Source organism: Ruegeria sp. CDSB029 (genome assembly GCF_059611125.1).
Genome location: NZ_JBXWOX010000001.1, coordinates 116,286 through 143,254, shown reverse-complemented (window position 1 = coordinate 143,254; position 26,969 = coordinate 116,286). Strand labels below are relative to the sequence as shown.

Here is a 26,969-nt window from a genome sequence, read left to right as displayed (position 1 = left end):
CTAACAGGGAGTGGGACATGTCGAAGTTAAGTGCATTCAACTTTCAGAAATGGATCGACGAACACCGTCACCTGCTGAAACCACCTGTCGGCAATCAACAGGTGTGGGAGGATGCCGACCTGATGGTCACCGTCGTCGGCGGGCCGAACAAGCGAACCGACTATCACGACGATCCAGTTGAAGAGTTCTTCTATCAGCTAGAAGGCGACATGGTGCTGAAGCTGTATGACGGAGAGGAATTCTATGACGTTCCGATCCGCGAAGGTGAGATCTTCTTGCTGCCGCCGCATGTGCGCCATTCACCACAAAGACCGCAGGAAGGCTCAATCGGATTGGTGATCGAACCCAAACGGCAAACAGGCGAGCTGGACGCGATCGAATGGTATTGCTTTGAATGCGGCACCCGCGTTCATCGGGCCGAGATGCAATTGCAGTCTATCGTCAAGGACTTGCCGCCGGTCTACGAAAAATTCTATTCATCAGAAGAAGACCGAACATGCCCGAACTGCCAGACCGTGCATCCGGGAAAAGAGCCGCCAGAGGGCTGGGTCACACTCTGAGATGAACAAACAACAGGGAAGAACATGAAACATTTTGCTAAGATCGCCGCTTCGGCTGCAGCGCTTGCTGTGACATCGCTGGCCGCCCATGCAGATGAATTCCGTCTGGGCCTGATCACGCCACCTCCGCATATCTGGACCAAAGCTGCCGAGTCCTTTGGGGCCGAGCTGAACGAAGCCAGCGGTGGTGCCCATACCGTATCTGTATTCCCTGCCCGTCAGTTGGGCAACGAGGCAGAGATGCTGCAACAATTGCAAACCGGCGCGCTGGACATGGCATTCATGACCGTGGCCGAAGTGTCGAACCGCGCACCTGAGCTGGGTGCGTTTTATGGGCCGTATCTCGCGGATGATATCGGCCACGCGGGGCGCATCCTGCGTTCGGATGCCGCAAAATCGATGCTGGAACCCCTGCCCGGTCAGGTAGGTGTTGTCGGCGTTGGTTACGGCATGGCCGGACTGCGCCAGATCGTCAGCCGGGGTGATGTATCTTCTGCCGAGGACCTGTCCGGACTGAAATTGCGGATCACTCCGTTCACACCAATTTTGGATTTTTACAACGCAGTTGGAGCTGCACCAACACCGATGCCGCTGCCTGCTGTCTATGACGCGCTGGCCAATGGGCAGGTCGATGCCATTGATATGGATGCTGAACTGATCTGGGTGCTAAAATACTACGATCACGCCGACACAATTGTTCAGTCTGATCATATGATGTTCCCGATGGTCGGGCTGGTCTCGGCCAAAGTCTGGGCGGGACTGTCCGAAGAAGACCGCGCGATGATCGGTGAACTGATGGCCAAGCATGTCGACAGCACCATCGACGCCTACGTTGCCAACGAAGCGAAGTGGCTGGAACAGATCGAGGGAACCGGCAAGGCCTACAAGAAAGTCGATGCCTCATTCTTTGGCGACGCGATTGAGGAGTGGAACGGCATCTGGTCCGAAAAAACCTCGTCCCTTGACGCGCTGCGGGAGACTGCGGCAGAAACCAAATAAAGTTGAACGTTTCAAGGAAAGGGCGCAGGTCAATCCTGCGCCCTTTTCCATAGGGGATCGGCGATGTTATACCGGCTGTCTGCAGCGTGGGCGTGGGTTGAGTTATGCTGTGCTGCAGCACTGGCCGTTTGCGTCACCCTATTGATCTTGTTGAATGTCGTGACACGCACTGCGGGTAACGCCTTGTTCTGGGTGGATGAACTGGCAATCTATGCCATGGTGTGGATGACATTCCTTGGCGCATCCGCGGCGTTACATCACCGCAATTCGGTCTCGATCACAATCCTTGTGGATCTGGTTCCGCCTCAAGCCCGGGCAATCATCCAAAAAGCGGTCGATATCGTTGTCTTCATTTTTGCAATCGCGATGCTGTGGGTCTGCTGGCGCTGGTTTCTGCCTTTGGACATCGCCCGCACTGGGTTCGACGCAATGGCTTTTCAGGGCAACACGTTCAACTTCATCTATGCTGAGCCGACCTCGACACTCGGGCTGCCAAAATTCCTGTTTTGGTTCGTGATGTGGCTATTTGCCTTGGGGGCCACGCTGCATTCAACAATGCATCTTGTAGCGCGACCTGAACGAGGGTTGCAGGCATGAGTCCTATTGTCTTTCTGGCGACGCTGCTTTTGTCGGTCCCTGTCGCCATCGTGCTGGCGATCACCGCGATCTGGTACATCTGGGAAAGCGGGAACACGGTTCTTTATGACAGTTTCGCTCAGAAGATGTTTGGCGGGCTGGAAAACTACGGCCTGCTGGCTATCCCGCTCTTCATGCTGACAGGAGAATTGATGAACGAAGGCGGCATGACCCGTCGACTGGTCGCCTTGGCGCGCGTTTTCGTGGGCGGGTTTCGGGGTGGGCTGGCCTATATCAACCTGCTGGCCAATATGTTCATGGCCGCCATCATCGGTTCGGCGACCGCACAGATCGCTGTGATGTCCCGCGCCATGGTCCCCGCGATGGAGGAAGAGGGCTACAGCAAGGGCTTCGCCGCCGCCACAACAGCCGCCGGTGGCCTGTTGGCGCCGGTCATCCCGCCGTCGATGATGTTTGTTATCTTCGGTGTTCTGGCGCAGATCCCTATCGGCGACATGTTTATAGCCGGGATCATTCCCGGATTGCTTTTGGCCGGAGCTTTTGCACTGGTAATCACGTTAATTGGTTGGGTTCAGCAATTCCCCAAGGGAGTCTGGATGTCCCGCAAAGATGCCGTACAAGCCCTGATCGCCGCCCTGCCCGCCATGCTGATCCCGGTTTCGATCATCGGCGGCATTTTGTTTGGCATTGCAACGCCAACGGAATCCGCCGCCATCGCTTCGCTAATCGCATTTCTGGTCGGGTGGCTGATTTACGGAGATCTGAAGCCGCAGAATCTGGGCGAGATGTTCAAACGAACAGCCGCAAATGCGTCGATGATCCTGTTCATGATCGCCGCGGCCAGCGTATTTGGCTGGGTCATCATCTACGAGGAAATACCGCAGCAGCTCGCCGGGTTGATCACATCCATCACATCCAACCCGTTCATGTTTCTGCTGATCGTAAATGCCGCCCTGCTGTTGGTAGGGATGGTGATCGACGGGATCGCCGCCATCATCCTGATCACCCCTATTTTGTTACCGATTGCCACTGGATCCTACGACATCAGCCCCTACCAGTTCGGAGTTGTTGTATGCCTGAACCTTGTTCTTGGCCTGCTTACGCCACCCGTCGGGATCGGCCTCTATATCACCTCATCCATGAGCGGCACGACCCCCGGAACAATTCTGAAATCGCTTTGGCCGTTCCTGATTGCAGTGGCCGCTGTGTTAATACTGCTCAGCTATGCGCCGATCTTGTCGACCTACCTGATCTAGCGAAACGAGATGAAGCTGCGGGTCTTTGGAGACACTGTTCAGTTGGGGCAATAACCGCCATCCACGTGGTCAACAGCACAATTAGTAAGGGGCCCACGCTTTGGGGCCCCTTCTTGTTTTTAGCAACCAAATTACTCGGCAGCTTTGGCCATCGGGTTGTTTGGATGGGTCGTCCAATTCGCATATTCCGGCTGAACTTCCTGCCCTGTACGCGGATCAACCTCGCCCGCGGCCATTGGCACCATTGAGATACATCCATCCACTGGGCACACGTCTACGCACAAGTTACAGGCGACGCATTCGTCATCCATGACCTCGAATACCCGATCATCGGACATGGAAATCGCCTGGTGGCTGGTGTCTTCGCACGCGGCATAGCAGCGACCGCATTTGATGCACTGGTCCTGATCGATCTTGGCCTTGGCCACGTAGTTTAGGTTCAGATACTGCCAGTCAGTCACGTTCGGAACGGCACGACCGACAAACTCGGACACGTTTGTGTACCCTTTTTCGTCCATCCACTTGGACAGACCTGCAGTCAGTTCGTCGATGATCTTAAAGCCGTAAGTCATAGCTGCAGTACACACCTGGACGTTTCCACAGCCCAGAGACATGAACTCTGCCGCATCGCGCCATGTGGTCACGCCGCCAATGCCGGAAATCGGCAAGCCATGGGTGGCTTCGGCGCGGGCGATCTCGGATACCATCGACAGGGCAATTGGCTTGACCGCCGGGCCACAATACCCACCGTGGCTGCCCTTGCCATCAATCGATGGTTCCGGGCTGAACGTGTCCAAATCAACGCTGGTGATCGAATTGATCGTGTTGATCAGTGACACCGCATCCGCGCCACCGTTTTTCGCCGCCTCGGCAGGCTTGCGAACATCAGTGATGTTTGGCGTCAGCTTCACGATCACGGGCCGGTCATAGTATTTCTTGCACCAGCGGGTGACCATCTCGATATATTCCGGCACCTGCCCTACGGCTGCGCCCATGCCACGCTCGCTCATCCCGTGCGGGCAGCCAAAGTTCAGCTCGATCCCGTCCGCGCCGGTTTCTTCGACACGCGGCAGGATTGCTTTCCAGGCCTCTTCCTCGCAGGGCACCATGATCGACGCGATCAGCGCGCGATCTGGATAGTCCGCCTTAACCCGGGCCATTTCTTCAAGGTTCACCTCAAGCGGGCGGTCGGTGATCAGTTCGATGTTGTTGAGACCCAACAGGCGGCGATCCGCGCCATAGATCGCGCCGTAGCGCGGCCCGTTCACGTTTACGACCGGCGGCCCCTCGGACCCGAGCGTTTTCCAGACGACACCGCCCCACCCGGCCTCGAATGCGCGGCGCACATTGTATTCCTTGTCTGTCGGCGGCGCCGAGGCGAGCCAGTAAGGATTGGGGCTGGAAATGCCCAGAAAGTTTGTTGTCAGATCGGCCATGGCTTCTCCCTTCCCGGCTCAGCCGGTTTTCTTGAATATCATTTCGGTCGGACGAATGCGCCCGGCCTTGAGGTTCGTGACGTAGTTTTGAAACTTTTCAGGCGCCGTCTCGCCCATCATCAGGTGGATGCCCAAGGGCGGCGGGCCGCTTTCGGCGATGCGCGCAAACACCTCTTCGAAAAAGGTCAGCGCGAAGTCGGTCCGGTCCGTCTCGGTGACCAATTCGAAGCCCGCCGCTGCGGCGGCGTCTTTGTAAACCTCTGGCGCATCAACAAAAGATGTCTCGGCGACAGTCGACCATGGCAAAGGATAGGCCAGTGGCTCGGCAACTTCCCCACCCATCACATCAAACAGGGCAAAGGTCCCATCCCAGGCCAGCGCGCGCGAGACTTCCGTGAAAAGGCCAGCCTTGTTTTCGATGTTCATCCCGACATGCATCATGACAGCAAGATCGAAGCCTGCATCCGGCACAGGCATGTCCAGTGCGCTGCCCACCAGAAAACTCGTCTTTTCGGAATGACCGACAATCTGACTCAAAGCCGTGGCCGTTTCGACAAACTCCGGTGTCAGGTCGACCCCGGTCACCGTTGAGTCATAACGATCCACGATGTACCGCGACGTCCCACCGATGCCGCAGCCGACATCCAGCACACGGGTCGCGTGGGTCGGTGAAAGCTGGGCGAAAAGGTTGTCCGTCGCAAGAACACCGCCGGTGTGGAACTCATCACCCGCCTTTAGGTCGGCAACCGTGGCCGCATTGGGATCAATGCCACTGGCTTTAAGCGCTTCACGCATGCGTTCCGTAAGAGCACCAGTTGTATAGTGTTGCGCAACAGCTTGTTCGATCTGGGACATGAGAATACCTCAGCAGCGAATGGGATGGGGTGAATGCCCCATCCTATCACGAAACGAGCGTTGCGTGGATGTCCATCGCCGCATCCCGGCCTTCGGCCACGGCGGTCACGGTCAGGTCTTCACCCCCCGCCGCGCAATCGCCCCCGGCCCAGACACCGGTCATCGAGGTGCGCCCCGCGCCAGACACAGCGATCTTGTTGCCATCCAGCTTCAGCCCTTCGGGCGCGCCGTCTAGGTTTTGACCGATCGCTTTGAGGACCTGATCAGCGGGTATGCGGATCATCTCTCCGGTGCCCGAAAGCTGACCGTCGTGACTGGACGTATACTCCAATTCGATCTCCGCTGCTGCCCCGTTTCCGTGCACAGCCACGGGCTGCACGTTGGCCATGATCTTGACTCCGTGCGAGGACGCGAGGTCCTGCTCATACCGGCTGGCGCCCATTGCATCTCGCCCACGGCGGTATGCGATGGTGACATGTTCGGCGCCCAACAGTTTCGATTTCACCGCAGCGTCCACAGCGGTCATGCCACCGCCGATCACCACGACGTTGCGACCCACCGGCAGATGCGACAGGTTCGAGGCCTGACGAACGTCCGAGATGAAATCGACCGCGTGGCGGACACCGTCCAGGTCAGCACCCTGCGCACGCAGGGCATTCACCCCGGCAAGGCCGATAGACAGGAATACTGCATCGTAGTTCTCAACCAGCCCGTCCAGCGAGACGCCCTCTCCCAAAACAGAACCGGTTTCGATAGAAATACCGCCGATTTTAAGCAGCCAGTCTACTTCGGCCTGCGCAAAATCGTTCGTCGATTTGTACGCGGCGATCCCGTATTCATTCAGTCCACCCGGCTTGGGGCGGCTTTCGTGGATCACCACGTCATGCCCAAACATCGCCAGCCGGTGCGCACAGGCCAGACCCGCAGGTCCTGCCCCGATTACGGCAACTGTTTTGCCTGTTGGTGCGGCCCGTTGGAACGGATGACTTCCGCCAACCATCACACTGTCTGTTGCATAGCGCTGAAGACGACCGATTTCCACCGGTGAACCTTCGGCGGTTTCGCGCACGCAGACTTCTTCGCACAGCGTTTCAGTCGGGCAAACGCGGGCGCACATGCCGCCCAGAATGTTCTGCGCCAAAATGGTCTCACCCGCCGCTTCGGGCTGACCAGCCTGAATCTGGCGCATGAACAGCGGAATGTCGATGTCTGTCGGACAGGCTGTGACGCATGGTGCGTCGTAACAAAAATAGCACCGATCCGCTGCCACGGCGGCCTCATGAGGGGCCAGTGGCGGATGCAAATCCGTGAAATTCGAGGTCAGCTCATCGCTGGACAGCCGCCCGGAGACAATGCCGGGGGCAATCTGGCCCTGTGCCATCACTCTACTCCCTGTAGATATGTTTGTTGTAGCCTCAGCTTGCCACAAAGTAATTTTTTATCAAATGGTAAAATTTGCCAAATGGTCAAAAAATGAAAAAACCGGACCAATCGACCCGGTTTTCCTTTGTTTCTGCCTGTTTTTCTTGCAGCGAACGTATCAGACCATCTGGGCCAAATGCCCTGTTTTGGTCCAAACGCGCGCGCCAGAAGGCCCAGCCACGGCGGTTGATCGCGCGCCCGGCGGCAATCTCAGCCAATCCCAGGTCGTGAAATCCTCGTCAGATTCCCTCAGCGAACCTTCGATCACAAACAGCTCCATTCCGTGCGACGCGTCCAGATCCAACGCCTCGCCCGCCGCAAGATTGAACACGCGGACATCTTCATGCGCGTCCTTGAACAGTTGAGTGTTCCCCTGACCATTGATCGAACGGCGCACCTCAGTCCGGTCGTCTGGGTCAAACTGATGCAACTTCACCAGGATTGTCGCACCCTCTTTAGCCGAAGGTGTGTGCGAAGAGGTTGGAGGGTTTCTCACATAGCTGCCGACCGGGAAATCACCGGTTTCGTCCTGAAATACGCCGTCCAGAACCAGATACTCTTCTCCCCCGTCATGGGTGTGGGCAGAAAACGCGCTGCCCGGAGCAAAACGGACGATTGTCGTTGCGCGGGCAACCTCCTCGCCGATGCGATCCAGCATCTTGCGTTCTACACCGGCAGCTGGCGACGCGATCCATTCATTCTGGTCGAAATGAACTGCAACACGTTTGGTGAAATCTGCGTTGATCCTCATGGGGGCACTCCTGAACGGGGACGTGTCCCTAACATGGGATTGCGCCGACATTTTTCAAATTGCGCGCATCGCATCTGGTTTTGACGGGCGCGTCTGCATACTGTACGTCCGACAAGAAACCCGAGCAGCGCCGGACCACGGCACCCACAAGTACTGAAAGTCACCGGATGCAGGCCAGCGCCCCGAAATTCAACATCGTTATCATCGGGCAAAACAACCGTCTGCAATACGAAGCCCTTTTGTTTGCCGCCTCGCTGCGGCACAGCAGCCCTGATTTTTCCGGTCGACTGTTCGTGGCTGTTCCGCAACCCGGTCCACGCTGGCCGCAGGACCCTACCATCCAGGACGAGGATCTGCTGAAAGCACTCCGCCAGTTGGATGCCGAGATCCTGCCGTTCGAAAACAGTGTATTTGGCGCCAGTTACCCTTATGGCAACAAGATCGAAGCTTTGCTGGCCATGCCCGAGGGTGAGCCCTTTGTGTTTTTCGACAGTGACACACTGATCACCGGCGACCTGACCAGCGTCCCCTTCGACTTTGACCGCCCCGGCGCATCGCTAAGGGTCGAAGGAACCTGGCCCAAACCAACCTTGTATGGTCCTGGACTGGATGGGATCTGGAAGGCGCTTTATCAAAGGTTCGGACTGGATTTCGACAGTTCGCTGGATACCAGCCAACCTGTGGATTACTGGCGGCGCTATCTGTACTTCAATGCCGGGTATTTCTTTCATTCCTGCCCTCACACCTTCGGAAAGCGCTTTCTGGACTATGCCCGCACGATCCGCGACGGCGAGATCCCCGAGATGGCTGGACAGAATTTTGACCCCTGGCTGGATCAGGCTGCACTGCCGCTGGTTATCCATTCGTTCGGCGGCGGTCGCGATGCCCTGCCCGCAGGTCTTCTGGACGGATCGGTCAGCTGTCATTACCGCCTGTTTCCCTTGCTCTACGCTCGTGAAAGCGATCACGCTGTCGAGGTGCTGGAAACCGTGGTTGCGCCGAACCGGGTGAAGAAAGTCCTCAAGGGGTACGATCCGATCAAGAAGCTGGTGCTGCAGCGCAAGGGTCACAAAATCAGGGACATGTTCGACCGCGAGAACCTTCCCAAACGCGAGCAGGTTATTCGCAACACGATACGCAAGAATGGTCTTTGGATGCGCTGACAGGAATGTTGTCTGCACGCGCCCAATCGCCTAGAGATTCAGCAACGCACTTTCCAACAGGAGATTTCCAAGATGTCTGACGGCCCCACCTACGGTTTTGATACGCTTCAAATTCACGCGGGCGCCCGGCCCGATCCCGCAACTGGCGCGCGTCAGACACCGATTTATCAGACGACAGCCTATGTGTTCCGCGACGCGGATCACGCGGCCGCCCTGTTCAACCTGCAAGAAGTTGGTTTCATCTATTCCCGCCTCACCAACCCCACCGTGGCCGTTCTGCAGGAACGTGTTGCCACTCTGGAAGGTGGCGTCGGTGCCGTGTGCTGCTCATCAGGTCACGCGGCACAGATCATGGCGCTGTTCCCGCTGATGGGTCCGGGCTGCAACGTGGTCGCCTCGACCCGTCTGTACGGCGGCACGGTTACGCAGTTCAGCCAGACCATCAAACGCTTTGGCTGGTCTGCCAAGTTTGTCGACACCGATGATCTGGACGCCGTGAAAGACGCAATCGACGAAAACACCCGTGCGGTGTTCTGCGAATCCATTGCCAACCCCGGCGGCTATGTCACCGACATCCGCGCGCTGGCGGATGTGTCTGACGCTGCGGGCATTCCGCTGATCGTCGACAACACCTCGGCCACGCCATACCTGTGCCGCCCGATCGAACACGGCGCGACTCTGGTCGTGCACTCGACCACCAAATACCTGACCGGCAACGGCACCGTCACCGGCGGCTGCATCGTGGATTCGGGCAAATTCGACTGGTCAGCAAATGATAAGTTTCCCTCTCTTAGTGAACCGGAACAAGCGTATCACGGCCTTAAATTCCATGAGACCTTCGGCCCGCTGGCCTTCACTTTCCACGGAATTGCCATTGGCCTGCGCGATCTGGGCATGACCATGAACCCGCAGGCGGCACACTATACGCTGATGGGAATCGAGACCCTGTCCCTGCGGATGGAGCGTCACGTCGAAAACGCACAAAAAATCGCCGCATGGCTCGAGGCGGATGACCGCGTGGAATATGTCACCTATGCCGGACTGCCATCGTCGCCGTACCACGATCGGGTGAAGACGCATTACAAGAAGGGCGCGGGAGCCCTGTTCACCTTCGCGGTCAAGGGCGGCTATGACGCGTGCATCAAACTGGTCAACGCGCTTGAGATTTTCAGCCACGTGGCCAACTTGGGTGATGCAAGGTCGCTGATCATTCACTCTGCCTCGACCACGCACCGGCAGCTGACCCCGGAACAGCAAGAGGCCGCAGGCGCTGGCCCCGGCGTTGTGCGCGTGTCCATTGGTATCGAAGACGCAGATGACCTGATCGCCGATCTTGATCAGGCGCTGGCCAAAGCGTCGGCCTGATCCATGAGCGGGCACAACACCAATGATCTGGGCCAACCCATCGGATTGCCGGTAACGGGCGATTTCCCTCGCCCTACACCACCCTACACGCCGATGGAGGGCCGATATTGTTCCGTTGTCCCGCTTGATGTGAACAGGCATGCGCCCGGGTTATTCCGGGCGTTTGCCAACGACACGGATGGCCACAACTGGACCTACCTTCCCTACGGGCCGTTCGACGGCGAACGCGAGTTTGAAGATTGGACCCGTGAGACCTGCATGGATTCCGATCCGATGTTCCACACGGTACTGGATAGCAACGAAACGCCGGTGGGTATGGCTTCATTTCTGCGGATTGACCCGGCGGCGGGTGCGATCGAGGTGGGACACATCCACTTCTCACCCTTGTTGCAGCGTAGCCCGCAATCGACCGAGACCATGTTCTTGATGATGCGGCGCGTGTTCGATGAGTTGGGCTATCGCCGTTACGAATGGAAGTGCGACGCGCTGAACGCGCCGTCCTGTCGCGCGGCCGAGCGTTTGGGCTTTACCTTTGAAGGTATTTTCCGACAGGCCACCCATTACAAAGGTCGCAACCGGGATACGGCGTGGTATTCCATCCTAGACAGCGAATGGCCCCGCATCCGCGGCGCCTTTGAGGATTGGCTATCGCCGGACAATTTCGACCAGACGGGCCAACAAAGGCAACCTTTGAAGGCCCGCGCAAGCGTCTGAGGTTACTCAGAGATTTCGAATTCCATGGTGACGGTGACCGAAACGGACACCTCGCCACCTGCGACCGGCACACCACCTGCATCCGCAGAGCTGAATTCCCGCATCATGGCCACGGCGCGCGCGCCACCGACCTGTTCGCTGATCTCTTGAACTGGTCCGAGTGTCACGTTAGCCGCCTGTGCCAACTGCTCGGCCTTGGCGGTCGCTTCGGCCACAGCGTTGGCCCGCGCCTGCGCTTGCAACGGTTTCGGATCCTGCACGCCAAAGCTCAACCCGCCAAAATCATTGGCTCCATCCTGGATAACCGAGTCCATGATCGTACCAAGCTGCGACAGGTCACGCACACGTACTACGACTCGGTTCGAGGCGACAAAACCGGAAATCTCGGGTCGATCTCCGCTGGCGCTGTTCCGGTTGTTCCAAACCGGCGACAAAGACACATCGCGGGTCTGCACATCACGCGTTTCGATCCCAAGTTCCTGCAACCGGCTCAGGACCTGAGACACCGATTCCGAAGTGGCCTTCATCGCGTTTGAGGCCTGCCCGTCTTCATTGGTCACGCCCAGAGTAATAGTCGCCATATCAGGCGCGGCCTGCACGGTTCCCGCCGCGTCAACGGTGATGCGACGTTCTTCCGCATGGGTCATGCCCGCAACTGACATCGTCAGAACTGCAGCTAGAAAAGCGATTTTATTCAAGGTCTTCCCTCCAATTTTCTTTCTTCCAACATGGGGTGGCGGGGGTCTGCCGAACAAGGGGAAAGACCGGCTTTTTCTTTCCCTCGGCGGGATCCTGCTTTAATGTCGCTCTGCGGGCGAATGATCGTTTGCACAGATGCTGACAACTATGGTTTTTCCGGATTATGAAACCCGCCTTTGCGCTGTCTTTTTCTTCGACCGGAATATCCTTGCACCACCATTCGGATGGTGACTGGTACTGCATTGGCGAGGTTGCTCTGGATGCGCCCGACCTGAATACGCAGATCATCGCATTGCGGGATCAGGGCTTTGCCCTTGAAAACGACCTGAACTGCAAGCTGGTGATACCAGCGGATCAGGTACGATTTTTGTCCGTATCAACAGAGGGCCTAAGCCCCGAGGAAAGCGCTGAAAAAGTGCGGGCGGAACTGACCGAGGCAACTCCCTATGCGCTGGATGAGCTCGCCTTCGACACCGCAACCGTCGGTCCGACAACCCATATTGCCGCTGTCGCCAGGCAAACCTTGGATGAGGCCCGGACATTTGCCGCCGAGCACGGGTTTGTTCCGGTACAGTATTCAACCCCGACCGAGGGTCAGGAATATCCGGCTGAACCTCGGTTCGAAATCGATGCCCCAGACACGGTCATTGCTGCGGAACCGTTCGAGGTTGAGGATTCTGCCAAAACTGATGAAGGACCTATCGCAGACACGATTGCAGATTCCGAGACCCCGACAGAGTTTCCTTCAGTCCCCGTCACGGCCGGTGCTGTGGAAACGGTTGAGGTAGAAGAGTCCGCAAAAGAAAATGAAGCTGCCGCCGATCGGGCAATCGTTTTTACCGAGCCCCAAACGGAGCTTCCTTCCGCGCCCAATGCGACCGCGGCGGTGGACCCCGGTGAGGGCGAAGAACCCGCCAAAGAACATGATGGCCCTGCCATTCACGCGATCGCTGATACCGAGATCCCACCAGAGTTTCGTTCAGCGCCCAACGCGAACATTGCTGCCGAAACGAAAGCCACACACCCAATCAACCGCTACGCCGTTCCAGCTGCGGCAGCCGCTCTCGTTGCCGGTATTGCCCTGACCGTGTGGTCGTTGACCGGATCTGACGACACCGAACCCTCAGTAGCCGAGGCGGTTTCGATTGAAGAAACTGTGCGAAACCCCACACCTGACGAGCAGATCGCCGAAACACAGGAGGTTGACGGCGATCCGGAGCTTGAATTCGAGCCTGAGGCGGCCGCAACCGCGCCAGAGGAAGAGCAGCAAACCGAACCTGTTGAAGAAACCGCCGCTGATCTCAGCGCGACCGATGCTGCAATCCTCGAAGCGCTGAATGTGGCACCGACGCAGGTTGAACCGGTGGGACAAGAGGCTGAGCCCATAGAAATCCCGTCACAGGTGGGCATCGAGATATTTGCCCCTGATCCTTTGCCCGATCCGATCCTGGAATCGGCAGAGGACCTGTATCTGGCATCCCTGGACAGCACTGAGTTGTCGCGGGACGCGGTGGCGCTGCCCCCCGTCAGCAGCTTCGAAACTGACCTGCCGTTTGAGCAAAACGCCCTGCCCGCTCAGGCTGGAGTCCAGTTTGATCTGGACGAACGCGGCCTCGTCACGCCTTCAGCCGAAGGGACCCTGAATCCCGACGGAGTAGTCGTTTACCTTGGCCGGCCCGCCAAGGTTCCCCCGGCAGTTCCGGTTCGGTTCGAACAAGAGCCGATTGAGGAAGATCCTACAGCCCGCTTGGCGCAGAAACGCCCGAATCCCCGCCCCGCTAATTTGCTGGAAAGCTTTGAACGGCAACAACTTGGCGGACGCACACGCGAAGAACTGGCGGTTCTGCGTCCAAAACTGCGCCCCAAGTCCCTGCAAAGCAGCCCTCAAATCGACGAAACGCCGACGGCTTTGGCAGTCGTTCGCGTTCCGCGCCCCAAAACACGACCAGCCGGACTTGCCCGCCCGACCAGTACAAACACAAGCACCGCCAATCTCGGGTCAACTGCTGCGGTCGATCAAAGCTCGGACGAAGCTGGCTCTTTCCAACCAAGGGCCGTGGCACCGAAAATCCCGTCGACCGCCTCGGTGGCGCGGCAGGCGACTATCGACAATGCGCTCAACCTGCGCAAGCTGAACCTGATTGGGGTTTACGGGACCCCGGCCAATCGGCGCGCGCTGGTCCGATTGCCCAGTGGTCGGTACAAAAAACTGAAAGTCGGAGACAGGCTGGACGGCGGCAATGTTATCGCCATTGGCGACAGCGAATTGCGATACCAAAAGCGTGGAAGAAACCTGACGTTGAAAATGCCGCGAAGCTGACGGTTCAAAAAGCAAAGGCGGCCGAGGGATATCCCCGACCGCCCTTTGGTGACTTAATTTACGCCGTTAAGCAGCTGAAATTTCACCGCTTTCGATCTGCTCGCGTTCGATAGATTCGAACAGGGCCTGAAAGTTCCCTTCGCCAAATCCGTCATCGCCTTTGCGCTGAATGAACTCGAAAAAGATCGGACCGATCACGGTTTTCGAGAAGATTTGCAGCAAGATCCGGGTCTCGCCACCGTCCAGCACGCCCTCGCCATCGATCAGGATCCCGTGTTTGATCATCCGGTCCAGGGGTTCATCATGATCCACGACACGTTCCTTGGACATGTCGTAATAGGCCTGGTTCGGACCCGGCATGAACTTCAGGCCCTTTTCCGCAATCGCATCGGTCGAGGCGTAAATATCTTCACTACCCACCGCGATATGCTGAATACCTTCACCCTTGTACTTCTTGAGGTATGATACGATCTGCCCGGTTTCGCCCCGGTCTTCGTTGATCGGAATACGGATACGACCACAGGGCGATGTCAGCGCGCGGCTAAACAGGCCAGTGAATTTACCCTGAATGTCAAAAAAGCGGATTTCGCGAAAGTTAAACAGGCTCTCGTAGAATTTGAACCACTTATCCATGTTGCCCTTGTAGACGTTGTGCGTCAGGTGATCGAGGTAATAGAACCCATCGCCGCGCGGTTTGGACTGTTTGTTCCAGGTGAATTCCTGATTGTAAGGCGATGTTTCATAATACTGATCGATGAAATAGATCAGCGAACCGCCAATACCCTTGATCGCTGGGGCCTCCATGGTCTTGTCCGCCGCGTCATAAGGTTCAGCGCCTTTTGACACCGCGTGTTCATAGGCTTTCTGCGCGTCCACGACACGCCATCCCATCGCAGGGGCACAGGGACCGTGATCGGCCACGAACTTAGCGGCAAAGCTCTCCGGGTCAGCATTCAGGATGTAGGTCACGTCCCCCTGCTGCCACAGCTCAACCAGGGGCTTGTCCGTGTGGTGTCCGACCAGCTCAAACCCCATTTTGGCGAAAAGATCGCGCAGTTCTTGCGGCTCAGGGTGGGCGAATTCGACAAATTCAAACCCATCGGTTCCGGCTGGATTTTCAGGGCTGATGACAGATTTCGGGGCGTTATGCGGGAAAGGTCCCATGGCGCGTCTCCGTAAAAACAGGAATTTCTTTGCTGATTCCAAAATACGCCTTACCAAGCGCTGTTTCTGCGCATAGTTTTCGTGTAAACTATGGTCGCATGCGCAATTTGCGCATATTCTTTAAAGAATATGGAGAAAATCCGCATATGCTGGATTCCACCGATACGCGCCTGCTGTCTGCCTTGCAAAAGGACGCACATCTGACCGCGCATCAATTGGGTGAAATGCTGAACCTGTCACCAAGTCAGGCCGGACGTCGCCGTCAGCGGCTTGAGGCCGAAGGCTATATCACCGGGTATGCCGCGCGGCTGGATCCACTCAGGCTGGGTTTGCAGGTTCAAGGCTTCATACAGGTTCACTTGGGCACTCATGGCCCGGAACAATCCGAGAGCTTTGCTCGCATGGTCAACACCCGCCCCGAAATCACCAGCGCCTGGACGATGACCGGAGAGGCAGATTATCTGCTGCACGTCTATTGCGACGATCTTTCCGCGCTCAACCGCTTGCTTCACCAGGTGATACTGCCGCATCCTGCAGTGGCACGGGTGCACAGCCAGATCGTGATGGACCAACTTAAACGCGACGCGCCATTGCCCACCTGACCGGGCCGAGAGGACAAACATGGACGATTTCCTTTACCAGGCTTCGATCTATCTGGCTGCCGCCGTGATTGCAGTGCCCTTGTCGGCACGTCTGGGGTTGGGTTCTGTTCTGGGTTATCTGGCCGCTGGCATCGTCATCGGCCCTGTCTTCGGTCTTGTGGGGGCCGAGACCGAAAGCCTGCAGCATGTAGCGGAATTCGGTGTGGTCATGATGCTGTTCCTGATCGGGCTAGAGCTTGAGCCGCGCGCTTTGTGGGACATGCGAGACCGGCTTCTGGGTTTAGGCGGCCTGCAGGTGTTGCTTTCCACCGCAGTCATCGCTGCAGTGGCCATGTATGCAAATCACCCCTGGTCGGTCGCCCTGGCCGTCGGGTTGACCTTATCACTGTCCTCAACCGCTATTGTTTTACAGACCCTCTCGGAAAAGGGTCTGATGCAGACAAATGGCGGGCGAGCGACGTTTTCGGTCCTGTTGACACAGGACATAGCCGTCATTCCCATTCTGGCAATGCTGCCGCTTTTGGCGCTGCCTGCAATGCCTCATATCGAAAGCGACGGCTCAATCGACCGCGGCGCGGACGCACTCCATGACGCGGGCCATCACAGCTTGTCACTGGTCGAAGGTTTGCCTGGCTGGGCTGTTACGCTGGTCACCATCGGCGCGGTTGCCTTTGTCATTTTGGCCGGTATCTACCTGACGCGCCCACTGTTCCGCTTCATCCACGCAACCCGGTTGCGCGAAATGTATACGGCGCTAGCGTTGATGATCGTCGTGGGCATTTCCTTCCTGATGACACTAGTCGGGCTCTCCCCTGCTCTGGGCGCGTTTCTGGCGGGCGTTGTACTGGCCAGCTCGGAATTCCGGCACGAAATGGAAAGCGACCTTGAGCCGTTCAAGGGCCTGTTCCTGGGTCTGTTCTTCATCACGGTTGGTGCCGGGATTGATGTCGGCTACTTTTTCAACGACCCGCTTGATCTGATTGGTCTGGCACTGCTGGTCATACTGGCAAAGGGCATCATCCTGTTTCTGGTTGGCCGCGCGTTCCGGTTGCGTGGTCGGGATCACTGGTTGTTCACATTGGGTCTGGCCCAAGCGGGCGAGTTCGGCTTTGTGCTGCTGGCTTTCTCAACGCAGCAAAACGTCATCCCACCGGATTTGTCGCAAAAACTGCTGATGATCATCGCCCTGACAATGCTGATCACGCCGTTGTTGTTCATCATCTATGATCTGATGTCGCGCCGTATGGGCGATGGCGCCGCGGAAGTCGAACCAGATGAGATCGACGAGAAAGGCCCTGTGATAATCGCCGGGATTGGTCGTTTTGGTCAGATCGTGAACCGGCTTGTTCGCGCCAGCGGCTTCAAAACCGTCGTTCTGGACCACGATATCGAGACAATCCAGTTGATGCGGCGGTTCGGCGTCAAAGGGTTTTTGGGTGATCCCACGCGGCCAGAACTGTTGCGTGCCGCCGGGCTTGAAAAAGCTTCTGTTCTGGTCGCCGCGATGGACGACCCCAAGCAGGTCACTCGGTTGGTTGGCTTTGCCCGGCGTCAGCGACCGGATTTGCATATTGTAGCCCGTGCACGTGATCGCACCCATGTCTACCAATTGTATCAGGCCGGAGCGGATGACATTGTCCGCGAGATGTTCGACGGATCGCTGCGAGCGGGCCGCTATGTTTTAGAAAACGTAGGTCTGAGCGAATATGAGGCGGCGCAGGCCGAGCAGACATTCTATCACCACGACCGCGCCTCTGTGCGTGATCTGGCAGAGCTGTGGATTCCCGGAATGCCAACCGCTGACAACAAGAAGTACATCGAGCGGGCGCGGCAGCTTGAGAAAGACCTGGAAACCGAGCTGTTGGAACTGGCCGAGAAACACGCAAAGAAATCAGCCTGACCCGGTCTTGCCGGATCAGGCTGCTCGATCAACCGTCCGAAACACCTGCTTCGGCAAATGTCGCCATTCCGGAATGGCACGCGACGGCACTTTTGAGAATGTTGATGGCCAGCGCTCCACCAGAAGCTTCGCCCAGGCGCAACCCAAGGCTCAACAGCGGCTCTTTACCCAATTTGGCCAATACGGCTGTGTGGGCACCTTCGGCGCTTTGGTGGCCTGCGACCGTGTGATCTAAGGCACCTTCGGCCACGCCTGCCAGACAGGCTGCAGCCGCCGAACAAATAAAGCCGTCAAGAATGACCGGAATGCGCAACGCCCGCGCAGCGGCGATGGCCCCGGCCATAGCCGCGATTTCGCGCCCGCCCAGACAGCGCAGGATTTCCAGCCCGTCGCGTGATCCGGCATGCAAGGCGACGCCTTCAGCCACAACACGGGTTTTGTTGGCCAGACCGGCATCATCAACACCTGTGCCGCGTCCGGTCCAATCGGCCGCCTCCCCCCCGAACAGGGCGCAGGCGATGGCAGCCGCAGGTGTGGTGTTGCCGATCCCCATCTCTCCGACAACCAGCAAGTCGGCGCTTGGATCAACGGCAGTCCAACCCATGCGCAACGCCGCGAGCAGTTCGTCCTCGGACATAGCTGGGCCCGAGGTAAAATCAGCCGTGGGTCGGTCCAAATCCAGCGCGTGCACATTCATGGTCGCACCAGCGGCTTTGGCCAATTGGTTAATCGCCGCGCCGCCATGTTCAAAATTCATGACCATTTGAACGGTTACTTCTGGCGGAAAGGCGGAAACACCTTGCGCAGTAACGCCATGATTGCCCGCAAACACGATGACTTGGGGGGCAGAGATCTGCGGTCGGGCGTCCCCGCGCCAGCCCGCATACCAAATCGCCAAATCCTCGAGCCGACCCAAAGCACCGGGCGGTTTGGTCAATTGTCCGTTGCGCTCGGCAGCACCTTGCAGCGCATTTCCATCCGGTCCCGGAGCGTTACTCAGGGCCTCGCGAAGGGTATTCAGGTCTTTTAATTCCGGCAGCATCCAAAGCCTCGTTGCATCAGAGTGGTCCTGTGTGTTTAACCGAAGCGTCCGATCCAACAAGACCCCGAAAGGCGCGGGAGTGAACAAAAACGACACCAAACTGTTTTCCGCGTGGGATTTTCCGCTGTCGCTGGTCCTGTTGACGCGTCTGCCGATGCCGCGCCTGCCGGAATATCGGTTTGCGCGGCAGGCCAATGCGGCCTGGGCTTTTCCCCTGGTGGGGCTGGTCGTCGGGGCGTTGGCCTGTGCCGTCGGTTGGACAGCCGGTGCATTCGGCTTACCTGCATTCGCCAGCGCCGTAATACTTGTAGCGGTGCTTGTGATCGCCACTGGCGCGATGCATGAAGACGGGCTTGCGGACACGGTTGACGGATTTTGGGGCGGGTTCACCACCGAACGCCGCCTGGAAATCATGAAGGACAGCCATATCGGTGCTTACGGCGTTCTAACTCTGATCTTTACCCAACTGCTGCGCGTCGCGCTGATCGCGGCGCTTCTGTCGGACAACGCATTTGCAGGTATTCTGGCGGCCTGCATCGTCTCACGCGCAGTCATGCCCATCCTCATGGCAGCTTTACCCAACGCCAGAAAAAGCGGGTTGAGCCATTCGGTCGGCGGCCCAAAGGCCGAGACTGCGGCGACAGGCTTTGGCCTTGCGGTCATCTTATCGCTGCTGCTGATTGGACCAAGCACACTGATGGCAACGGTTTTTTCAGCGCTGATTGTTGGAATCCTGGCACTCGTCGCCAAGGCCAAAATCAATGGACAAACGGGGGACGTCCTTGGTGCCTCGCAGCAACTGGCAGAGCTTGCGTTCCTTTTGGCATTGGTTGCAGCGATCTAAGTCGTCCCGCCTGTTTCGATCCTCAGGGTTTCGCCGCAATGCTTGCAGTGAACCGCGTCTGGATCGTGACGATACAGGCCACAGTTTGAGCATTTGTGACGCACTTTCTGCGGCATGAAAATCGCCTGCGCCAACCGGACAAACAACGCCACCCCGACGATCATGATGAAGACCGAAAACAGTTTACCCCCCGGGGTCGCCAGCGTGATGTCTCCGAATCCGGTGGTCGTCAGGGTTGCCATGGTGAAGTAAAGCGCATCGATATAGGCGTGCGGGCTGTTTTCTGGGATGAAGAACACCAAAACAGCGGTGGACGTGGCGAACACAAACACCAACAGGTTGATCGCCGCGATCACTGCGTCCTCATGCGTCCGGAAAAAATCGCTGTCCCGCCGCAGATCCCTTAGCAGGTGATAGGAATGGATCAGGCGTAGCGCTCGTAAGATACGCAGGAACGCCAGATTCCAAGGTAGAAACAGATCAAGAAACAGCGAAACGATCACAACAATATCGGCCATCGTGTAGACTTGGCGCAGCAGCTTCCAGCGATCCTTTGAAATCCACATCCGCGCCGAAAAATCCAACACGATGAAGAACCCGATGATCAGGCTGGCAACGGTGAATCCCGTGCCGTGTTCGCCATTTGCCGTGGCGACAAAGAAAACGATGGTGATCGCGTCAAACAGGATCAAGCCATAGCGAAACCAGACGGAAATGGGGTCGTGGCCGATATATAGATATTTGACTGTCTGTTTTAGGTTCACTGTCTACGCGCCTCTTCTTGCTGGAAAATTAGCCGTAAACTGAGCTTTCACCAAGCCATCAACGTGAAAAAGCCGCCCCCTTTCGGGAGCGGCCAGAAATTTGACTGGAGAAGCGATCAGGCAGCCGCAGCCGCGCGCGAGGTCAGAACCTCATCAATCTGCTTGGCCGCCGACACTTCACCTGCGCTGGACACAGCCGCGACTTCGCGGGTCAGGCGTTCCAGCGCGGCTTCGTAGAGCTGACGTTCAGAATAGCTCTGTTCGCGCTGGTCGTCAGTGCGGTGCAGATCGCGCACAACTTCAGCGATCGAGATCAGATCACCGGAATTGATCTTTTGTTCATATTCTTGTGCGCGGCGCGACCACATTGCGCGTTTCACCTTGGCCTTACCCTTCAGCGTTCTCATCGCCTGACTTATAACGTCAGGAGAGCTAAGGGACCGAAGGCCGGATTCGGTAACCTTGTTGGTCGGCACCCGCAGGGTCATCTTGTCTTTTTCAAAAGAAATGACGAACAGCTCGAGCGAGTATCCCGCGACTTCCTGCTCTTCGATCGAGATGATCTGGCCCACACCATGGGCGGGATAGACAACATAATCGTTCGGGCGGAACTCAAGCTTTTTCGACTTAGACATACAGGTTCATCCTTGGTTACGAGGGAGAGGCAGAGACAACAAAAGACCCCAAACCGCGCCACTATCTGGCCCAGTCAGGCGGTAAGTTTGTCAAAAAATCAGAACTCCAAAGCGTACATACTTACGGAGTCATCCCCATCTCATTCATCATTCAGTTTCTGAGTATATCACAAAATTGCGACGCCCGAAAGTCTGCCCCCCACAATGGTGAAGAAACCCGAGACTTTTCAAAGTGATACAGCAGAAGACCGCTATTCAAACCACCCGGTTGAGTTACCGAATCGCTTAACCGCCTTCGCCGGGTGCTTCGGAGAAATACTTCTCCATTTTGCCCTCTTCGCCGTCACGCTCTTCCGCTTCAGGCAAGGGGTCTTTCTTGGTCACGATAACGGGCCATTGTTCCGAGAATTTTCGGTTGAACTCGACCCACTGTTCCATTCCAGGCTCAGTGTCGGGACGAATGGCGTCCGCAGGGCATTCGGGTTCACACACACCACAGTCGATGCATTCGTCGGGGTGAATGACCAATGTGTTCTCACCTTCGTAAAAACAATCCACCGGACACACTTCGACGCAGTCGGTGTATTTGCAGCCAATGCAGTTTTCGGTGACGACATAGGTCATTGTGGGATTCCCATTCTCGGTTTGGGCGTCTAGCTAATTCAGTCTGGCCTTCTCTTCAAGGTAGGATCAACCATCCCGGGGGCGAGAAAGATCAAGCGCGCGCCTATCTTTCTTTGTTGGACGACCCTTTCCCTCAAATCCCGGATTCTTAGGGGGCACGTCCTTCTTTTCCGTCATATCGAAGTATAACGTTTGTGCCTCGGTCGCCGGGCCACGCCTTTCCCCCAGTGCTTCGACGCGTACTACGCGTACGATACGGCCTTGGGGAAAGGTCAGAACGTCACCGGGCCCAATGGCCTGTGCCGGCTTCAGAACCCGGTTTCCGTTCAACCGGACATGACCGCCGCTGACCTGTTTGGCGGCCAGGCTGCGGGTCTTGAAGAACCGCGCCTGCCACAACCACTTGTCGATCCGCAGCTTGGCCTCGGCCATCGCAGATCAGTTGCCGTCCTTCAAACCCATAAGCGCTGCTGCAAACGGGTTATCGGGATCGATCGCCTTTTCCTTCCGGGGCGGACGGGATGAGAAGGTCTTGCCACCTTGCGGTTTGCCACCCTTCTTACCTTGCGGCTTGCCGCGACCATCCTGCGGTTTACCGCGCGGTTTGCCTTTGCCCGGCCCCTGCCCTTGTCGCTGTTCACGACGCGGAGCACGATTGGCTGGACGCTGACGACCCCAGGTGAAAGTGTAGAACACCTCAACTTCGGTCTCGTCTGAGGTGGGTTCGGTTGCCGGAGCCTCGGCTACCGCCTCGGTGCTTTCGGTGGCCTCGGCTGGCGCCTCGGCGGTCGCGACGACCTCTTCGGCTTTTGCCTCGGGCGCCGGGGTTTCCTCGGCGGCAGGCTGTTCCGTCACGTCAGTCGCGGGCTTTTCGGCTTCGACGGGTGCGGCTTTCACCTTTTCACGCTCACCGCGCTCGGCCTTATAGCCCAGCCCTTGCATCAGATCCGCGAACTGCTCAAGCGTCATGCCGGTGATCGACAACATATCGGGCTTGGCCTCGAAACCACCTCGGCTGTCTTCGGCACGCAGCATGTCTGCCAGACGTTCCAGCATGTCGATGCGGATCGAACGCTCGCCGGCATCGCGGTAACCGCACATGGTATCGTAGCCCTCGGGCGCACCTTTGGCGACCGGAACAGTGACCAGACCCGGAGGCGGCGCGTCAGGGAATTCCTGCAATCCACCGGCCAGCGCCCAAAGAACCAGACGCAGACGCGTAGGCGCGGGTTTCAGCAGAAGCGGCATGAAGATTGTGAACTGACCAAACCGAATGCCGTGCTTGCGCAGGGCTCCACGGGCGTCCTGATCCAGATCTTTGACCTCTTGCGCAACACCTGCGCGGGGCAGAACACCCAGCCCTTCAACCATGCGGAAGGCGAACCCTTTGGCCAAACCTGACAACTCTTCGTCGCGCGACAGGTTCAGCAGCGGCTCGAACAGGGCGGCAACCTTTCGGTCGATGAAATGTTGCAGACGGCGCTGCACTTTCTGTTCGACATCCGGGCCTGCGGCCTCATCCACAAAAACCTCGACCATCGGCTTGAGAGGTTCTGCCCCGGCAACCAACTTGCCAACAGCATACTCGCCCCACATCAGGCCACCCTGATCGGTAAAATCAATTTCGGTATCGGGCGCGTTATAGAAGCGGTCTGCACGCAGATGGAATTGCGGTGCGAGTGCTTGCAGAGAGGCCGATTTGAGAGCTTTCGCCTCGGTTCCCTGTGCGCTTTTGTCCGGGGTAAACCGGAACCCTTCCAGACGACCGACGAATTCTCCTTCGACGGTCACTTCACCCTTGTCATTTACTTCGGCCAAAAGGGCCTCCTTCTGTTTGAGCCGGCGCAACAACACTGACGTGCGCCGGTCCACAAATCTCTGAGTCAAACGATCATGCAGAGCGTCCGACAGCCTGTCTTCTACAATGCGCGTTTCCGCGCGCCAATGTGATTCGTCACGCACCCATCCGTTTCGTTGCGCAACATATGTCCAGGTGCGAATATATGCCAACCTTTTGGACAGTGCATCAATATCCCCATCTGTTTTGTCGATGCGGCGGATTTGCCGCGCCATGAACTCGTCAGGGATAGCGCCGCGTTCATGCAGATGACCATAGATCACCTCAAGCAGGCTGGCGTGCTCCGCGTGGCTGATACCGCGAAAATCGGGGATTCGGCACACATCCCACAGCAATCGGACGGAAGAGCCATCGCTGGCACGGGCGATAACCTCGGCATCCTGAGACAGCGATTTCAGTGCGTTCAGGTCGTCTGCGGGTCGGGCCTTGATCAGATGTTCGCTGTCAGGGCTAACCTCAAGCGAGTCGATAAGGGCCTCAACCGAGCCAAATCGCAAAGCGGCATTTCGCCAATTCAGCTTTTTCATCGGCGTGAACCGGCTGTCCATGATCGCCTGCGCCACCCCGTCGTCCAGCGGTGGGGCTTCACCGGTCACGCCAAAGGTGCCATCCGACATCCCGCGCCCTGCCCGGCCTGCGATCTGGGCCAGTTCATTGGGCGCCAGAAGCCGCATACGCCGGCCGTCAAACTTGGTCAGCGACGAAAACGCCACGTGGTTCACATCAAGATTCAAACCCATCCCAATGGCGTCAGTTGCAACGAGGTAGTCCACCTCACCGTTCTGATACAGCTCGACCTGCGCATTCCGGGTGCGCGGGCTGAGCGCGCCCATAACAACGGCCGCCCCGCCCTTTTGGCGGCGCAGCAGCTCGGCAATGGCGTAGACGTTATCGATCGAAAACCCGACAATGGCACTACGTGCGGGCATGCGGCTTATCTTTTTCGAGCCGGAATAAACCAGCTGAGACATTCGTTCACGGCGAATGAACTGCACTTCGGGCACCAGCGCCGCAATCGGACCGCGCAAAGTGTCAGAGCCCAAAAACAGAGTCTCATTCGTTCCGCGCGACCGCAGCAGACGGTCGGTGAAAACATGACCACGCTCGGGATCTGCACACAGCTGGATTTCGTCGATGGCTACGAAATCTGCGCCCATACCCTCGGGCATCGCCTCAACGGTACAGACCCAGTATTTAGCACGCGGCGGAACGATCCGCTCTTCACCCGTTACAAGGGCAACGACCGACGGCCCGCGGATCGCGACGATCTTGTCATAGACCTCGCGCGCCAGCAGACGCAGCGGCAAGCCGATCACACCTGTCCGGTGCCCCAGCATCCGCTCAATCGCGTAATGGGTTTTGCCTGTGTTGGTCGGGCCCAGTACGGCCACGATTCGGGATGACCCGCTCACCTTTGCCCCCTGCCCCAGCTTGTTAGAGGGCCGAGCCCTCGACCCGGGGCTTCAGTCGATTCACGGCATTGGTTACTTCTTCGTGATGGGGATGTATAGCTAAAGCACGTTCATAAGCGTCCAGCGCTTTGTCGGGTCGATCGACGATCTCAAAAATCAGCCCTAATCCGTAGATGGCCTCGTAATTGTTGGGGTTCAGCGTCAGGGCGTATTCCAGATCAGCCGCAGCCATACCGAAACGTTCGATCCCAAAAAAGGCCGATGCCCGCACGTGCCAGGCTTCCGCAAATTGCGGCGCGTGATCCGTGAGCGCAGTCAGATGCTGGATCGCGGCCAGCGAGTCACCGTCCTCCAATGCCTCGCGCCCGCGCTCAAGCAACAGATCCGCCGAGGCCGAGCCAGACTGTGCCCACAGCGCCTTGAGCTGACGATCTATGTTCATCGCCTGTTCGGGGGTTGCCTGCGACAGTTGCAGCAATAGTTGTTCCTCATCCTTGGAATCCGCCGTTTGGGCGAAAGAAGGAATGGAAAACGTGACTAGAAGCGCTGTTGCCGCGACGATACCTTTGAGATTGGTGCTTGCAATGCTCATAACAACGTTCAGTGTAGCGCTGCGCCCGCGGATGTCCATTCCCGGCGCACAAACATAGTGAGGAGAATCATGAGCGACACTCTGGAAAAAGCGGCAGCCGCATTGAACGAAAAACTGTCGGGCGGCGATTTTACCGCATCGGCAAAATTTGCCATCGCCGATCTGGGCTCGATCGTTCTGGACGCAAGCGGCGCGCGCGTCAGTGATGAAGAAACGGACGTCACCATGAGCGCGGACGCAGACACGTTCGAACAGATCCTCAGCGGCGAGTTGAACCCCACCGGCGCCTTCATGTCGGGCAAGCTGACCGTGGATGGTGACATGGGCGTTGCCATGCAACTGGCATCGGCACTGGCCTGATGGATCTGTCGCCGGCCCCTTTCTTTGCAGACATGGCCGGCGTCCCCGCCGGTGGTCAGGCTCATTGGCTGAACACAGCGGACAACACACGCATTCGGGTGGGCCACTGGCTGCCCGAAGGCGATACCTGCGGCACGGTGATGATGTTCCCCGGCCGCACCGAATACATCGAGAAGTACGGCAATTGCGCGGCCGAATTCACTGGCCGCGGCTTTGCCTTCCTGGCTGTCGACTGGCGCGGTCAGGGTCTGGCCGACAGGCTACTGGATGACCCGCGCGTCGGGCATGTCGAGCAGTTCACGGATTATCAACAAGATGTTCAAGCCACACTGAACCTGGCAACCGAACTGAATCTGCCGAAGCCTTGGTTTGTGATCGGACATTCCATGGGCGGGGCCATCGGTATGCGCGCAGCATTGGAAAAGAACTGCTTTGCCGCCTGTGCCTTTACCGGGCCGATGTGGGGCATTTTCTTTACCCCAATCATGAAACCGCTCAGCCGTCTGACAGCCTATTGGGGGCCTAGGATCGGGTTGGGGGAAAAAACACCACCGACCACATCCTTGGAAAGCTATGTGGCCTCCCAACCGTTCGAGGGGAATGTACTGACCCGCGATCCGGACATGTTCCAGATGATGAAGGATCAACTGGCTTCACAGCCCGAACTGGCGCTTGGTGCGCCTTCGACCATCTGGCTGCGCGAAGCCTTGGATGAATGCGCCTGGTTGATGGACCAGACCGCACCGGATACGCCGTGTCTTACCTTTCTGGGCAGCCATGAACAGATTGTCGACCGCAAGGCTATCCGCGCCCGCATGGCGAACTGGCCCAGTGGCACTCTGGTCGAAATCCCAGATGGCGAACACGAAGTTCTGATGGAGGCACCCGACGTGCGCGGGCCGGTCTTTGACCAATTGGCCGCTCATTTCAAAGCCACGCAAACTGACGCGGTGCCGGAACCGGTTCTGTCTTCCGAAGTCTGATCACGCACCGCTTGTGATCCCCGTCTCGCGCGCCTAGATGTTGGCGAAAGCT

Annotated in this window: 26 protein-coding genes; 13 read left to right on the top strand and 13 right to left on the bottom strand. The window is 57.7% G+C overall.

Annotated features, from left to right (window positions below; translation table 11 throughout):
* Window positions 1-17: 17 nt before the first annotated feature.
* The 4 genes from AC2FI8_RS00715 (at window position 18) to AC2FI8_RS00700 (ending at window position 3,412) form a co-directional block, all read left to right on the top strand.
* Window positions 18-560: a 3-hydroxyanthranilate 3,4-dioxygenase gene (locus tag AC2FI8_RS00715; RefSeq protein ID WP_058273852.1), complete on the top strand. Its 543-nt coding sequence runs from the start codon at window positions 18-20 to the stop codon at window positions 558-560.
* Window positions 561-584: 24 nt separating this feature from the next.
* Window positions 585-1,559: a TRAP transporter substrate-binding protein gene (locus AC2FI8_RS00710; protein ID WP_496776465.1), complete on the top strand. Its 975-nt coding sequence runs from the start codon at window positions 585-587 to the stop codon at window positions 1,557-1,559.
* A 63-nt stretch (window positions 1,560-1,622) separates the two neighbouring features.
* Window positions 1,623-2,156, top strand: coding sequence for a TRAP transporter small permease (locus AC2FI8_RS00705; RefSeq protein WP_496776463.1), 534 nt, complete (start codon window positions 1,623-1,625; stop codon window positions 2,154-2,156).
* Window positions 2,153-3,412, top strand: a complete 1,260-nt coding sequence (locus AC2FI8_RS00700; protein ID WP_496776461.1) for a TRAP transporter large permease — start codon at window positions 2,153-2,155, stop codon at window positions 3,410-3,412. Before AC2FI8_RS00705 ends, AC2FI8_RS00700 begins: the two co-directional genes overlap by 4 nt.
* Window positions 3,413-3,543: 131 nt before the next feature.
* Here the strand turns inward: AC2FI8_RS00700 and preA are convergent, their stop codons facing one another.
* From preA to AC2FI8_RS00680, 4 genes are all read right to left on the bottom strand, one after another.
* On the bottom strand, window positions 3,544-4,848 hold the full coding sequence (gene preA / locus AC2FI8_RS00695; protein ID WP_496766730.1) for an NAD-dependent dihydropyrimidine dehydrogenase subunit PreA: 1,305 nt from the start codon (window positions 4,846-4,848) through the stop codon (window positions 3,544-3,546).
* Between the two features lie 18 nt (window positions 4,849-4,866).
* Entirely contained in the window at window positions 4,867-5,703 is an 837-nt protein-coding gene (locus AC2FI8_RS00690) for a methyltransferase domain-containing protein (protein WP_496733001.1), read from the bottom strand.
* A 46-nt stretch (window positions 5,704-5,749) separates the two neighbouring features.
* On the bottom strand, window positions 5,750-7,084 hold the full coding sequence (locus AC2FI8_RS00685; protein ID WP_496776459.1) for an NAD(P)-dependent oxidoreductase: 1,335 nt from the start codon (window positions 7,082-7,084) through the stop codon (window positions 5,750-5,752).
* 159 nt (window positions 7,085-7,243) lie between these two features.
* Complete coding sequence (locus AC2FI8_RS00680; RefSeq protein WP_496776457.1) at window positions 7,244-7,876, bottom strand: cupin domain-containing protein; 633 nt, start codon at window positions 7,874-7,876, stop codon at window positions 7,244-7,246.
* 167 nt (window positions 7,877-8,043) lie between these two features.
* Between AC2FI8_RS00680 and AC2FI8_RS00675 the strand changes: the two genes are divergently transcribed.
* The 3 genes from AC2FI8_RS00675 to AC2FI8_RS00665 all read left to right on the top strand — a co-directional run bounded on the left by AC2FI8_RS00675 (window position 8,044) and on the right by AC2FI8_RS00665 (window position 11,118).
* Complete coding sequence (locus AC2FI8_RS00675; RefSeq protein ID WP_496776455.1) at window positions 8,044-9,039, top strand: GT-B fold glycosyltransferase domain-containing protein; 996 nt, start codon at window positions 8,044-8,046, stop codon at window positions 9,037-9,039.
* Window positions 9,040-9,111: 72 nt separating this feature from the next.
* Window positions 9,112-10,404: an O-acetylhomoserine aminocarboxypropyltransferase/cysteine synthase family protein gene (locus AC2FI8_RS00670; RefSeq protein ID WP_496776453.1), complete on the top strand. Its 1,293-nt coding sequence runs from the start codon at window positions 9,112-9,114 to the stop codon at window positions 10,402-10,404.
* A 3-nt stretch (window positions 10,405-10,407) separates the two neighbouring features.
* Complete coding sequence (locus AC2FI8_RS00665) at window positions 10,408-11,118, top strand: GNAT family N-acetyltransferase (protein ID WP_496776451.1); 711 nt, start codon at window positions 10,408-10,410, stop codon at window positions 11,116-11,118.
* Between the two features lie 2 nt (window positions 11,119-11,120).
* On the opposite strand, the gene AC2FI8_RS00660 is transcribed toward AC2FI8_RS00665, so the two are convergent.
* Window positions 11,121-11,816, bottom strand: a complete 696-nt coding sequence (locus tag AC2FI8_RS00660) for an SIMPL domain-containing protein (RefSeq protein ID WP_496776449.1) — start codon at window positions 11,814-11,816, stop codon at window positions 11,121-11,123.
* 164 nt (window positions 11,817-11,980) lie between these two features.
* On the opposite strand from AC2FI8_RS00660, the gene AC2FI8_RS00655 reads away from it, so the two are divergent.
* Entirely contained in the window at window positions 11,981-14,137 is a 2,157-nt protein-coding gene (locus AC2FI8_RS00655; RefSeq protein ID WP_496776447.1) for a hypothetical protein, read from the top strand.
* A 66-nt stretch (window positions 14,138-14,203) separates the two neighbouring features.
* Here AC2FI8_RS00655 and hppD read toward each other — a convergent pair whose 3' ends face one another.
* Complete coding sequence (gene hppD / locus AC2FI8_RS00650; protein WP_496776445.1) at window positions 14,204-15,301, bottom strand: 4-hydroxyphenylpyruvate dioxygenase; 1,098 nt, start codon at window positions 15,299-15,301, stop codon at window positions 14,204-14,206.
* 146 nt (window positions 15,302-15,447) lie between these two features.
* Here hppD and AC2FI8_RS00645 point away from each other — a divergent pair, with 146 nt between their 5' ends.
* Window positions 15,448-15,903, top strand: coding sequence for an Lrp/AsnC family transcriptional regulator (locus AC2FI8_RS00645; RefSeq protein WP_496722290.1), 456 nt, complete (start codon window positions 15,448-15,450; stop codon window positions 15,901-15,903).
* 19 nt (window positions 15,904-15,922) lie between these two features.
* A complete protein-coding gene (locus tag AC2FI8_RS00640) occupies window positions 15,923-17,803 on the top strand; it encodes a monovalent cation:proton antiporter-2 (CPA2) family protein (protein ID WP_496776443.1) in 1,881 nt (626 codons plus the stop codon).
* Window positions 17,804-17,831: 28 nt separating this feature from the next.
* Here AC2FI8_RS00640 and cobT read toward each other — a convergent pair whose 3' ends face one another.
* Window positions 17,832-18,845, bottom strand: coding sequence for a nicotinate-nucleotide--dimethylbenzimidazole phosphoribosyltransferase (cobT, locus tag AC2FI8_RS00635; RefSeq protein WP_496776441.1), 1,014 nt, complete (start codon window positions 18,843-18,845; stop codon window positions 17,832-17,834).
* 79 nt (window positions 18,846-18,924) lie between these two features.
* Here cobT and cobS point away from each other — a divergent pair, with 79 nt between their 5' ends.
* Window positions 18,925-19,689 carry an adenosylcobinamide-GDP ribazoletransferase gene (gene cobS, locus AC2FI8_RS00630; protein ID WP_496776439.1) on the top strand — a complete coding sequence of 255 codons (765 nt, stop codon included), beginning with the start codon at window positions 18,925-18,927 and terminating at the stop codon, window positions 19,687-19,689.
* On the opposite strand, the gene AC2FI8_RS00625 is transcribed toward cobS, so the two are convergent.
* The 6 genes from AC2FI8_RS00625 to AC2FI8_RS00600 form a co-directional block, all read right to left on the bottom strand.
* Window positions 19,686-20,453 (bottom strand): potassium channel family protein, encoded by a 768-nt coding sequence (locus AC2FI8_RS00625; RefSeq protein ID WP_058277667.1) that lies wholly within the window; start codon window positions 20,451-20,453, stop codon window positions 19,686-19,688. The genes cobS and AC2FI8_RS00625 overlap by 4 nt on opposite strands.
* A 116-nt stretch (window positions 20,454-20,569) precedes the next feature.
* The gene (locus AC2FI8_RS00620; RefSeq protein ID WP_496722279.1) at window positions 20,570-21,088 is read right to left on the bottom strand and encodes a CarD family transcriptional regulator; all 519 of its coding nucleotides are present in this window, start codon (window positions 21,086-21,088) and stop codon (window positions 20,570-20,572) included.
* 285 nt (window positions 21,089-21,373) lie between these two features.
* Window positions 21,374-21,712, bottom strand: a complete 339-nt coding sequence (gene fdxA / locus AC2FI8_RS00615; RefSeq protein ID WP_058273871.1) for a ferredoxin FdxA — start codon at window positions 21,710-21,712, stop codon at window positions 21,374-21,376.
* A gap of 66 nt (window positions 21,713-21,778) precedes the next feature.
* Window positions 21,779-22,144: an RNA-binding S4 domain-containing protein gene (locus AC2FI8_RS00610; RefSeq protein WP_496719976.1), complete on the bottom strand. Its 366-nt coding sequence runs from the start codon at window positions 22,142-22,144 to the stop codon at window positions 21,779-21,781.
* 6 nt (window positions 22,145-22,150) lie between these two features.
* Window positions 22,151-24,982 (bottom strand): helicase-related protein, encoded by a 2,832-nt coding sequence (locus AC2FI8_RS00605; RefSeq protein WP_496776436.1) that lies wholly within the window; start codon window positions 24,980-24,982, stop codon window positions 22,151-22,153.
* Between the two features lie 22 nt (window positions 24,983-25,004).
* Window positions 25,005-25,574 (bottom strand): tetratricopeptide repeat protein, encoded by a 570-nt coding sequence (locus tag AC2FI8_RS00600; RefSeq protein ID WP_496776435.1) that lies wholly within the window; start codon window positions 25,572-25,574, stop codon window positions 25,005-25,007.
* 69 nt (window positions 25,575-25,643) lie between these two features.
* Between AC2FI8_RS00600 and AC2FI8_RS00595 the strand changes: the two genes are divergently transcribed.
* Complete coding sequence (locus AC2FI8_RS00595) at window positions 25,644-25,934, top strand: SCP2 sterol-binding domain-containing protein (RefSeq protein ID WP_496738736.1); 291 nt, start codon at window positions 25,644-25,646, stop codon at window positions 25,932-25,934.
* Entirely contained in the window at window positions 25,934-26,917 is a 984-nt protein-coding gene (locus AC2FI8_RS00590) for an alpha/beta fold hydrolase (RefSeq protein WP_496776433.1), read from the top strand. The genes AC2FI8_RS00595 and AC2FI8_RS00590 overlap by 1 nt, the downstream gene beginning before the upstream one ends.
* Window positions 26,918-26,969 lie beyond the last annotated feature (52 nt).